The following is a 12,023-nucleotide window of genomic DNA, read 5'->3' as shown; positions in this document are numbered from 1 at the left end:
CGCTGTTGACAGAACTGTCATGTCTGGGTCGGACGGCCGTAGCCGTCGATTCGGTGCGCCCCTCAACGGAGCCACGTGGTGAGGAACTGGTGCAGCGTCATATTCGGCTGCGGTACATAGGGCTGATTTCCATTGCGCGGATCGGCCGATTTCGTGGCGCGGTCGAGCAGCACACCGGTGTTGTGGATGTTGTTTTTCACCGCGCTGATGGTGGATAGCCCATCTATGCCGAGATCTTTCGCCACACCATGGATCGCGGCATCGATACTGTGCGGCCCCGGGCCATCGTCTTCGGCCGGCTCGGCAGCCGATTCGGGTGTCACCGAATGCAAGGTGAAACCACCGCCGAACGCGAAGGTGCCGACCGAGGCATGACCGTAGAAGCCGTATTCCCGCATATCGCTCAGGTTCAGGAAGGCGCCTGCTCCGCCTTTCGTGCCGCCCGGGCCGGGCACCGCGAATTCGGTGAGTGCGATCTTCTCGATCTCGGTATGCCAGTCACGGAGGTAGAGATACGACTCGATGCCACCGACCACATCCCCTTCGACCTTGCCGAATTCCTTCTCCGGCCCGCCGGCGAACAGACCGGCGAAGTAGAAGCCCTTGTTCAGGTCGTAGCCGAACAGTGTGAGCCCCTCCCCGACCAGACCGTGCCCAGCGGCCGGGCCTGCGAAGATATAGACGCCGGTGAATGCGGGTCCGACGACCGACTCGGCAATTTCGCGGTCCTCGCTCTCCGCGGCGGTCGGCCCTGCGGGGTGGGCGGCGTCCCACACCCCGCTCAATACGTCGACACTCAGCGGCCCTGGCGCTGCGCGCCGGAAGTCTCTCCATGAGGCGTAGTTCGACGGGTTACCGCGATCCGAATCGGAGGCATGCTGCGCCGGCGCCGGATGTGCGGCAGCCCAGGCGTGCTGCAGACCTTGCTCGGTCCACGGGCCGAACGCGCTGCTCCGAAACTGTTCGAACGTCCGGTATTTCGCTGGATCATTGGCGTTCTGATCACTTGTTCCGTTCTCATGTGACTGAGTGCCCGCCGGGTCCATCAATCGGATGGGGTTGTTTCGCACATAGGCGTAGAGATTCGGGCCATCCACAAAACCTGCGGGGTCACAGCTGATCCAGCGACCCAACCAGGAGGCGCAATACCGGGCACCGTGGTAATAAAGTCCGGTTTCGGCGTCCTTTTCCTTGCCGGTGAATCGGTAGCGCTTGCGGCTTGTCTCGGCGGCCCCGGCGGCGGATCGGTAGGAGGTGGTGCCGAAGGGGTGGAATTCCTCGTAGGAGAGGACCGCGGCGGTATCGCTCAGTTCGATTGTGGCGGAACCGAGGTGGTCGGTCAGTTGATAGCGGTGCACCGGGCGGGGATTCGGAACCGGGAGACGATTGTCGATGGTGGTTGTTTCGACCAGCGCGATGCGGCTGGTGCCGTCGAGTATGTGCAGGGACTCCCTGCGGGTGCGGATGGTGCCCGCGGTGACACGGAGGTAGATCTCGGTGTTGCCCAGGTAGATTCGGGTGTCCGTGGTGGCGTTGTTGCGGATCGTCGCGCGCACGCGCTGGCCGGTGGAATCGTATTGGTAGTAGGCGTCGCCACCGCCGCCCAGGTCGACATGGACCAGACGGTTGTCGGGGTCCCAGTCCATGGTGGCCAGGTGCGGCATCGAGGTGATGTTGCCGTTGGCGTCGTAGGTGTAGACGGCGGTGAACCGACCGTCCGGATCGCCGGGAATGCTGTTGGCCAGCAAGCGATTACTATCGGCAGCCGTCGAATGGCGGCGGCTGCGGCTGCCGTCGGCGGCGGCGTGGGTGACGGTGCTGATGTTGCCGCTCTTGTCGTAGGTGTATGTCTCGGTGTATGCGCGCATGGCGCTGCTGTCGTTGGCGTGCGGGATCGGCGCGGTCGCGGGTTCGTCCGGGCCCGGTTGGGTGGTCTGGCCGATGTGTTCGCGGCCGGTCGCCGTGGCGAGCCGGTAGCTCGGGTCGTAGGTGAACGTTCGGGTGGCGCCGACGGCGGCATTCGCGAAGAAGACCGTCTGCTGCGCGGGATCGGCTGCGACGCTGACGTTCCCGGCCGGGTCGTAGGCGTAGCGCAGCGCTTGCAAGACCGGGCCGTTGTTCGCGCGGGTGTCCACGGCGGCGAGGCGGAAGGTGTCAGGCTCGTAGTCGTAACGGGTGTCGGTGCCGCAACCCGAGGTGACGAGCAATCGTTGGCCGCGCGCGTTGTATTCGGTCCCGGTGACGAACGCCGTCCATTCGGTGCTACCGCGGAGCTGAGTTTCGAGGCGCTCCAACAGGTTCGCTTCGTTGTAGGAAGGCTTCGTCGTACTGCCGTCCGGCGTGCCGATCCGAGTCGGCCGATTCAGCGCGTCGTAGTCCGTGGTGCTGCGGTACACCGTCGGCTCGAGTAGCCGCGTCGCCGCACGGAGCGCCTGCTCCGGGTCCGTGATGTCGGACAAGATCGACCAATCCGGTTCGGTGAACGGGTCCGCCGCCAGTCGGCGCTCGCCGGCCACCAGATTGCCCTTGAAGTCGACCTGAGCGCTGCGCAGCACGCCCGCGCCGTCGAAGACGAGGTATGGCCGGGAGCGCAGGTTGTCGGCGGCGCCGTTGTCGAGGTCGTCACCGTAAAAGCCGCGCACACGCAGGCGCTCCGCCGCGCCGGGGCCGGCGGCGTAAGCGTGAGTGGGACGACGCAATTCGTCGTAGCGGAAGCGCTGGACCGTGCCGCGGCCATCCCACGAGCGCACCGGTTGTCCGGTGACGTCGACCAGCAGCCACCGCTCGCCCGCATCGCGACTTCGGGCATGCGCCGACCGCCCGAGCATGTCGAATTCCTGCTCCAACACCCGTATTTCGCGCGGATCGAGGGTGACCAGCGCGTGGCCCTGCACGTCGTGGACAACGGTGGTCGGCAACTTCTCGGCGCCGTTGTCGACAATGACGATATGCGCCCGGCCCAGGGCGTCGAGCTCGGTGGTGCCATACGTACCCGCGTGCGGCTCCGTGGCTTTCGCGGACAGATAACGCGGATCGTTCGTGGGCAAGGTGATTCTATCGGCGTACCAACGGCTTTCGAGAACCGTGTCGTTGCGGTCCCATTCATGTTGCGCCCACGCGTCGAAGGTGACCCGGCTGAGGGTGCCGTCGGGGAAATCGGTGCGGACGAGTCTGCCGAGTGGGTCGTAGGAGAGGATCGAGGTCACCCCGTGCCGCACCACGTCCGGTTCGGTGTCGAACTCCGCGTCGAGGGCGAAGTACGGTTCGTACTTCTTGATCGGGTTGCCTTTATTGTCGTAGATCGTCCGACCGGTGCCCACCCAGCGGGGCGCGCCGTCGGCGCCCGGTTCCGCCGGTACCTTCGCCAGGATGACGCGGCCGCTGCCGTCGACGTAGGTCCGCGACTCCCGCACCCGGCTGTTCGCCGCGCGGTGCTGCTCGCGCTCGAAGGTGCGCAGTCGCACCGGACGCGCGGTCAGGTCGTAGGTCAACCAGGTGGTGGGCCGATCGGTGTCGGAGGGTTCCGACGTGGTCAGGTCGAGGATGTCACCCTCATCTCTGCCGTCCTTCCCGAGCGCCGCGGTGGCGATCACCATGCCGAGCGGGTCGAAACGGACGGCGGTGCGATTGTCGTTCGGGTCGGTGAGCAGCCACGGCTGTAGCACGCGGTAGTTGATCGAAGCGGTGACCACGTTGCCGACCGGATCGGTGCTGCCGGTCTGCCTCAGGAGGTGGCGTTCATAGGCGATCTGCCAGGTCGCGCCGAACGCGTCGAGGTAGGACACCGGCAGATAGAAACGCGCCGGATCGAAGGCCTGCCTGCCTGACGGCAACCACCAAACGCCTTCTCGCAGCAGATATCCGGCTTCGCTGAGCATGTCGTCGGTGACCTCGGTGCCGTACAGCTTCGCCACCTGTCCGGCCGCGAACACCTGGCGGTAGGAGCGCCATGGCAGGGCAGGCACGGCGAAATGACCGAGCGGCAGTTCGGTGGACGCATCGGCGGCGGCATAGGTCTGCTGGGTTCGGGAGATCAGCCTGCGCTCTTCGCGTGCGCCGGAAAGCTCTTCCTGATAGGGGATTTCGTGGCGGGCGGCGAGTGTCAATCCGTCCCGCAGCTCGGTCTCGGTGAAGATGCGGCCGCCTCGCGAGAGCCCGCCGACCTCATATTCGCGACCCTCGATCGAGATGCCGACCCGCCAGCTGTCACCGGCGGTCACATCGTTGCGTACCTCGTGTTCGCTGACCATCACGTGCAACAGCCCCTGCGCGGTGGCGGCGGGGCGACGGCGCGGGTATGCGATCCGCGCCGCGCGCAACACGTTCCCCCACTCGTCGACGTCCAAGGTGACCGTGTGCCCGATCCGCGGATCTTCGGCCCGCCGTTCGGTGTGCACGGTCAACGTCTCACCCGGATCGACGGCGATCACGCAGTACGGCGCCGATCCGCGCGGCTGCAGCAGGCGCGGCCGATAATTCGATTCGGTCACCGAATACGGCTCGCCGAGTTCGCCATGGTCGTCCTCGGCGTAAACCTCTTCTCGTAGGACGTGACCGCGCAACGCGCGCGCCGCCTCGCGCTCTTCTTCGGGCGTCAGCCCTGCGGGCAACAGCGTGTCGGTGAGATCGAAATCCCTGTCGTAGGCGTGGTATTCGGTGGCGAACTGGGTGGAGAGCCGAGCACCGTCGCGGTACCAGCCGGTGTGTTGCCAGCGTTTGACGACCGCGGGAGGCTGATACAGCCGGTCATCCGCCCCGGCGAACGACAGCGCGTCCCGCTGTTCGACGTAGCCGAATCCACGGAATTCGCGCTCGACAGCGTCGTAGTAGCCGTGGCGGTAACGGTAGGTCGCGACCAGTGTGGTGTCGGCGACATCGTCGCGCGTCCGGACCACCGACACCACCTGCACCGGAAAGGGCAACAGGGTCGCCCACGGGTTGTTCGCCGCTTGATCGGCCAGGTAGTGCGTCGTGGACGATTCGTAGCTGATCGTGGTACGCAGGCCGCGGTTGTTGTCGACCGACGACAGCAGGTGCGGCTTGCCCGCCGCCATGAGGTCGAGGTAGCGGACCTGCGGGTCGAAGTCCGGTCGCGGCTCGGCCACTACCAGACAAGCGGTGCCCTTGCCGAGCACATCCGCCACCGTGGTGGTGCCTGCCACATCCGGGGCACCGAAGCCGGTGATCGTCTCGGCGGCACTCCAGGAGTTGCCGGACTCGTTGAACCACAACGAGATCCGGTCCGGACCCAGATAGATCAGATCCGTCGGCGCGCTGCCGTCGATGTCGGCGAGCCGAATCCGGCGCTGGTCGAACCGATCCGGGTGATCGAACACCGGCGCCCCGGACATCGGCACCTTCGGGCCGAACCGGCCGTAGCCCAGGTTGGGCCAGTAGGCGATCTCGCCGTTGCGGATACGGACCAGATCGGTGAGCCCGTCGCCGGTCATGTCCGCCAGGTAGACACTCTGCTCGGGGTCGGCGAACACCAGCCGCGGGCCGTGTTCCTCGGTGGCCGCGTTCGATACTCGGCACGCCGCGCCGAAACCGTCTAGACCTGCCGAGGGATGCCAGCGGAAACCCTCGCTCTCGGTGAGCAGCACATCCGCGAGCCCGTCACCGCTCAAATCGACGAACCGCAGGTTCGGGTCTGCCCACGACACCACCGGCAACGAGCTGAAGGTGGCGAAGTCGGCCCAGCCGCCGTCGGCGGTGCGCCGATGGAAACCCGCTGCCACACCGGCGAAATCGGCCAATGCCCGGGTGCCGTCGCCTGCCAGATCCAACAACTGCCGCCCGCCTGCCAGACTCGCGCCCACCGGCAGCGGATCGACGGCCCGCGGCGTGGCGACGGTCCCGCCACCCCGGTTGGCGCGGTAGTACCAGGCGCCGCCCTCCTCGGCCAGGATCCCGGAGAGGCCTTCGCCGTCCAGGTCGATCCAGCGGTAGCCGTCGTCCAGCCGCGGCGGCACTGCGCGATCTTCTGTCGTCAGAGGATGGATCGTGCGGGAGACGGTCCGCTCTGTGTACTGGAAACTCACCGGCGGCAAGTCGTTACGCATGTACGCCCCGCCGGCCCGCAGATAGCCCGCCTGCGTCGCCTCGATCAGCTTCGTCGCCGCGGGATCGGGCAGGTAGCCCAGGTTCGTCGCGGACACCAGCACCGGCTCGGCGGCGAGTTCGGCGATACGGTGAAACATCAGGATTCGGTCGCACAACCGGTACGTGCGGATCTCGAAACCGGATCGTCTCGTAGAGAACGGATCTCGTCGCACCTTCCAAGGCGCGACACCATCAGGGGTCGGCGCCGCCTCGTCGTGCTCACCGTAGTCGAGCACCACCTCGAAGCAGAAGTCCGGCTGTCCGGGTGTCGAATTGCCGTACCGAACCCGCTTGAGATAGCGGTTGACCACGGTGTCGCGATTGCGCTCGCACGGCGCACCCGGGTCCACCCCTGCCCGGTCCTCCGGCTTGTACTCATAGCGGACCAGATTTCCGCGATCATCGGCGGTCTCTTCCAGCAGCCACCGGAAGACCCGGTCGGGGTCGGCCGGATCGGCGATGCGGGCCGCGCCGTTGCGGCCGAACACACTGGTGACGTTCGCTGTTGAAGTCACCCGCCAATGCGTGTCCCCCGAATTTCGGTCACACCACCGCTCGATCCTCGAATACAACCCTTCGGTCCGCGGCCGATAGGCGACCACATCGAAGGCGCCTTCGCCGCGCCGCGCCGGAAACACCGCAGGCACCAGATCTTCCGCACCGGACAGCTGGAACACATCGATCTCGTCCAGATAGCGGGGCAACCCCTTGTCGGTCTTGCGCGAGATCGACGGCACGTCCATCGACCAACCGAGCCCGAACGGCCCGTTGCCCGCCCCGGAGTCGTAGCCGAGATTCAGCTGTGGCGTCATCTCGGCCCGACCCGGGGTGAGCGGCACCGGTACCGTCACCGCCGCTGTGCCGGTCACGGGGTCGGCCGCGAACTTCTCCCCCATGCCGCGGATCGCGCCACCTGCCTTGGGCAACGACAGCGACGGTTGATCACGGTCCGGTGCCGCACCGGACTCGCGAGTGCCGGCGGTGGCCGACGATGGCGGCGAGCTTCGGTCGGGTCGGCGATCGGGCTCGGTCCGGTTTTCCGGCACAGGCTGTGGCATGGGTGTCTCGTCCTTGTCGATGTAGGGACTGCGGGCGACTTATTTCCGGGGGCTTTGCAGCGCGTCCTCCACGGCCGCGAGCGCGTCGACCGGGGTGCGGTTCTGACCCTGCTCGTTCTGGCCGAGCTGCGGCCAGCCGGAGCCCTGCGGGCCGTGCAGCTGGATCCAGATCTCGCGGGTCTTGTCCAGCAGCTCGCGCTGTTCCGTTTCGTTCAATGCGGACATGAATTCCTCCTCTATTCCGACGCCGCACGCCGCGGCGAAGTCTTGGGGCGACATGCCGTAGGCGATGTTCATGTCGCAGTCGCCGAACGGCGGGCAGCCCTCGGGCAGGCCGCCGCCGAAGCCCTGACCGTCGGTGTATTGGTGGGCCAGCTGGCCGGGCAGATTCGGGTTGCGGCCGTAGCCCGCGCCGACCATGCGCCCGCCTTCGGGGCGGTTGGCCCACATATCGAAGAAGTCGCCGCGATTCGCGTAGGCGATCACCCGCCGCCGGTCGCCGAGCCACTCAACCAGATTCCAGTACGACGCGTTGATGCCGTCGGACTGGTCGCCGCCGGGATTACCGCCCGATTCGACGTCGATCATGCTGATCATCCGCGGGTGCGGGCCGCCCATTCGCGCGACCATGTCGCGGTGGGTTTCGACGGTCTCCAGCCAGTTCGGCCGCCAGTAGAAGTACACGATGAAGCACGCCAGGCGTCCCGAATCGACTGCCCGGCACGCCCATTCGTAGTTAGCGGCGAAGTTGGCGTCGCGGAAGTCGCCGTCGTTGGACCGGAAGCTGAGTATCGCGTGCGGATAGGCATCGTCTACCGGCACCTGAAAATATGACACGTCCGCGAAAAAACTGTCGACCATTGGATCTCCCTCGATTTCGTCTGCCCGAAATTTCCCCCGAGTGGTCGTCGCACCGCCGATTTCCCCGCCTCGCGACCCCGTGAGACGTCGATGAAACGTGAGTGAAGGGCGCGGACCGGAGACTCTTCCCTGTAGCAAAGAACCGCCGGTGCCCGCTCAGCGCGACAGGGCCAATGCTGTAGCCGGCCGGCGGGCCGGGGTAGTTGTCGGTCTGATGAGCGAACCGAGCGTTCCATTTGTCGGACCGCGAACGATATGAAGCACGTGCTCGGTTCGTTGCAGTATCTGCACGGGAGGACAGAGAGTGAACGAAGCGACGATGGAAAAGGCGGCCTTGGGGGGCCGTGGCGTGCTCGAGGGGGCATTTGCCCTGCTGGAGGCGCTCGCGCACGGTGCCGAGCTGGGCTTGACCCAGCTCGCGTCGGCGGCAGGACTACCGAAGGCAACGGCCTATCGGTTACTCAATCAATTGGTCGCGGAAGGAGCAGTGCAGCGCCGCAGCGGGCGCTATCAGATCGGACCCCGGGTGTTTCGGCTCGGGCAGACCTGGCAACCGGCGCGGTTGCTGCGGGCTGCCTCGGCCCGGCCGCTGGGGCAATTGACGGCGACCTCGGATCGGGGCGGCTTCAGTCTCTCGGTGACCGATCGGGGGCACACGATGTTGATCGGCGGCATCGGGCGGGAGATCGATGCGGTCTTCCCGCTGCGGGCGGGGACGCTGCTGCCCTCGGGCACCGCCGCCGAACAGGTGCTGGCCATCGGTCATCCGAATCACCAACCACCCGAGGGGTTTTCGCCCCGCGAGTGGAGCCGTCAGGTCACCTTGGCACGGGAGCGGGGTCTCGCCTACGACACCGACCTGAGCCGGTTCGGGCTGGCCTGCGTCGCGGCGCCGGTGCGCGGCCCGGGCGGCGAGGTGGTCGCCGCGCTGGCGGCGACGGTGGGTGAGCTGAACCGGCTGCCCGCGCTGGCCGAGGCGGTGGTGCGCACGGCGGGGCTGGTGAGCGCCAATCTCACCCGGCTGCTGCGGTCACAGGGGGCTATGTCGCTCTGAGCGCGGGAGTCGTGGGGGTGCCGCCCAGGCAGTGGGGCGGCACCCCGACGGCTCGCACCTAACTCATCGCGTGTGAAACGCCACCACACCAAACCTGGGCAATGGCGCGGGTGGCGTGGATGTCGGACAGCGGGTCGCCGTCGAGCAGCACGAGATCGGCGCGCATACCCGGTGCGATCGTGCCGCGGTCGCGCAGGCCGAAGTGGGTGGCGGGCGCCGTGGTCGCGGCGCGCAGCGCCTCGGCCGGGGGCAGGCCCGCGGTGACGAGCAGTTCCAGCTCGCGGTGCAGCGAGTCGCCGTGCGCGGGCTGGAAGGGGACGCCGGGTTCGGCGTTGGCGTCGCTGCCCGCGAGGACGGGCACTCCGGCGGCGTGTAGCGTCGCGACGCTGGCGAGGCAGTCGGCGAAACCCAGGATGCCCAAAGTTGTTGCCACACCCTGCATCATGACGAGGGTGGGCGCGGCGACGCGCCCTTCCTCCGCCATCCGGCGCACCGCCTCCGCGGGCAGCTGACCGTCCATCGGGACGTGGGTGATGACGTCGCCGCCGACGTCCAGTGCCAGTGCATAGGCACCCAAAGATGCTGCGTGGATGACGATTCGGAGGTCCTTGGCCCGCGCTGCGGTGACGACCGCCTTGGCGGAGGCTTCGTCCGGACCGCCCTCCCCCGGCGCTTCGAGCACCAATTTGATGTAGTCCGAGCCGGCCGCGGCACGCTCGGCGACCATCGCCTCGGCCGCCTCCGGTCCGTGGATCACCGCGTGCTCGGCCAGGCCGGGGATGCGGGCGTGCGTACCGCCCGGACCGATGATCGGCGTTCCCGCACTACGAATGTCGGTGGTGCCCGGCCGGTTACGCAGCGCCGCGAGCTGCTCGGGCGGCCAGGTGGTCATGTCCAGTGCCGTGGTGACGCCGTGCGTGACGAGCTGGTCGAGCGATTCCGGGCCGTGTAGGTGCACGTGGGCGTCGATGAGGCCGGGTAGCAGGATCGCCCCGTGGCCGTCGAGACTCTCGGCGCCGCCGGCATCGGTGCCGATCACCGCGCCGTCGATCACCACCGTGGTCGGCTCGGTCAGCTCCGCGCCATCGAAGACACGGACGTTGCGCAGAGCGGTCTTACCGATCGCTGGGGAGTCGACGGTCACGCAAACCTCCGGTGCGGTAGTCGTGCAGCGGCGAGGGGTGCGACCGCTCCGCTACGGAACGTTAGTAGCCGCCAGTGGATTTGTCCGCACACGAAGTGGTAACGCAGTGTTCTTGTCGGAGCACCATTCGGTCTCACAGATGAGGTGGCCGAACAGCGAATACTGTGCGCGCTGCGAGCCTGACGTCATCGGGCGAGATGAGACGGTGGCCCTACGGCCCTCAGGAAATCTACGCATATGCTCAGCAGGTGAACTACTGCCATCGAGGGTGGCATCCGAAGTGTGACGCACAACACTGACGGGGTGGTTATGACCAGGGACACCAGCGCTGCGCTGCAAGCCGCCATGTTGCCGGGACTCGATACCGGCATTGCGGTACCGACTTATGACCGGTCCGAAATCATTACCGGCATAGTTCATTTCGGCGTCGGCGGGTTTCACCGCGCGCATCAGGCGATGTATATCGACCGGCTGCTGGAACGCGGCGAGGCGCGCGAATGGGGCATCTGCGGCGTGGGTGTGTTGCCCGCCGACCGCCGGATGCGCGATGCGCTGACCGCACAGGACGGGCTGTACACGCTGTCGGTGCTGACCCCGGACGGCCGTTGGAATACACGAGTGATCGGCTCGATCGTCGAGTACCTGTACGCGCCCGACGATCCCGAGGCGGTGCTCGCGAAGCTGGCCGACCCGGCCACCCGGATCGTCTCGCTCACCGTCACCGAGGGTGGTTACCACTACTCGGCGACCACCGGCGCGTTCGATGCCGAAGCTCCGGATATTCAGGCCGACCTCGCGCCGAATGCGGTGCCCGCCACCCTCTTCGGCCTGATCGTCGAGGGGCTGGCCCGGCGCAAGGCACGGGGTATCGCGCCGTTCACGGTGCTGTCGTGCGACAACATCGAGGGGAACGGGCACGTCGCGCGCACTACGTTCAGCGCGTTCGCCGCGCTGCGCGACCGCGAGCTCGGCGACTGGGTGGCGCGGGAGGTGCGCTTCCCGAACTCGATGGTCGACCGGATCACCCCGGTCACCCCGCCCGAGGCGGCGGCCCAGGTCGCACGGCGCTACGGGGTGGTGGACCGGTGGCCGGTGGTGACCGAGCCGTTCACACAGTGGGTGCTGGAGGATTCGTTCACGCTCGGGCGACCTGATTACGGCGCGGTCGGCGTGCAGTTGGTCGAGGATGTCGCGCCCTACGAGTTGATGAAGCTACGGCTGTTGAACGCGAGCCATCAGGCGCTGGCGTACTTCGGGTATCTCACCGGTTATCGGCTGGTGCACGACGCTGCCCAGGATCTGGCGTTTCGCCGATTCTTATTGCGGTACATGGATATCGAGGCGACGCCGACCTTGCGGCCGGTGCCGGGGGTCGATCTGGATCAGTACAAGCAGACGTTGCTCGAGCGGTTTGCCAACCCGGCGATCGGCGACACGGTGGCGCGGCTCTGTGCGGAGTCCTCGGATCGCATACCGAAGTGGGTGCTGCCGGTGGTGCGGCAGCGGCTGGCCGACAACGGCGAGATCACCTGTGCGGCGGCGATTGTCGCGAGCTGGGCGCGTTATGCGGAGGGCGTCGACGAACACGGCGAGCCGATCGAGATCGTGGACCGGTTGCGCGATCGGCTGATCCCGCTGGCTCGCCGCCAGCGGGACGATCGCACCGCATTCCTCAGGGACCGTTCCGTTTTCGGTGATCTGATCGACGAACCGCGGTTCGTGAGCGCCTATGTGGCGGCGCTGGATTCGTTGTACGCCAAGGGTGCCCGGGCTACCGTCGCGGAGCTGGCCGGGCCCGCCTGAG

5 protein-coding genes are annotated in these 12,023 nt (G+C 67.1%); 2 read left to right on the top strand and 3 right to left on the bottom strand.

Going from position 1 to position 12,023, the window contains the following annotated elements; all coding sequences use genetic code 11:
- Window positions 1-62: 62 nt before the first annotated feature.
- Window positions 63-7,160, bottom strand: a complete 7,098-nt coding sequence (locus DBO33_RS14045) for a SpvB/TcaC N-terminal domain-containing protein (protein WP_107655419.1) — start codon at window positions 7,158-7,160, stop codon at window positions 63-65.
- A 39-nt stretch (window positions 7,161-7,199) separates the two neighbouring features.
- Window positions 7,200-8,021, bottom strand: coding sequence for a hypothetical protein (locus tag DBO33_RS14040; RefSeq protein ID WP_107655418.1), 822 nt, complete (start codon window positions 8,019-8,021; stop codon window positions 7,200-7,202).
- 304 nt (window positions 8,022-8,325) lie between these two features.
- On the opposite strand from DBO33_RS14040, the gene DBO33_RS14035 reads away from it, so the two are divergent.
- Entirely contained in the window at window positions 8,326-9,075 is a 750-nt protein-coding gene (locus tag DBO33_RS14035) for an IclR family transcriptional regulator (protein ID WP_107655417.1), read from the top strand.
- A gap of 58 nt (window positions 9,076-9,133) precedes the next feature.
- Here DBO33_RS14035 and DBO33_RS14030 read toward each other — a convergent pair whose 3' ends face one another.
- The gene (locus DBO33_RS14030; RefSeq protein WP_107655416.1) at window positions 9,134-10,219 is read right to left on the bottom strand and encodes an amidohydrolase family protein; all 1,086 of its coding nucleotides are present in this window, start codon (window positions 10,217-10,219) and stop codon (window positions 9,134-9,136) included.
- A 309-nt stretch (window positions 10,220-10,528) separates the two neighbouring features.
- On the opposite strand from DBO33_RS14030, the gene DBO33_RS14025 reads away from it, so the two are divergent.
- A complete protein-coding gene (locus DBO33_RS14025) occupies window positions 10,529-12,022 on the top strand; it encodes a mannitol dehydrogenase family protein (protein ID WP_407670510.1) in 1,494 nt (497 codons plus the stop codon).
- Window position 12,023 lies beyond the last annotated feature (1 nt).

The organism is Nocardia suismassiliense, assembly GCF_900269665.1.
Taxonomy (GTDB): Bacteria; Actinomycetota; Actinomycetes; order Mycobacteriales; family Mycobacteriaceae; genus Nocardia; species Nocardia suismassiliense.
This window is presented reverse-complemented; position numbering and strand designations above follow the sequence as displayed.

What these genes read in the sequence shown, in the direction of transcription:
- DBO33_RS14025 (WP_407670510.1), top strand. Translation starts at nt 10,529, where the DNA reads ATGACCAGGGACACCAGCGCTGCGCTGCAAGCCGCCATGTTGCCGGGA.
- DBO33_RS14045 (WP_107655419.1), bottom strand. Translation starts at nt 7,160, where the DNA reads ATGCCACAGCCTGTGCCGGAAAACCGGACCGAGCCCGATCGCCGACCC.
- DBO33_RS14040 (WP_107655418.1), bottom strand. Translation starts at nt 8,021, where the DNA reads ATGGTCGACAGTTTTTTCGCGGACGTGTCATATTTTCAGGTGCCGGTA.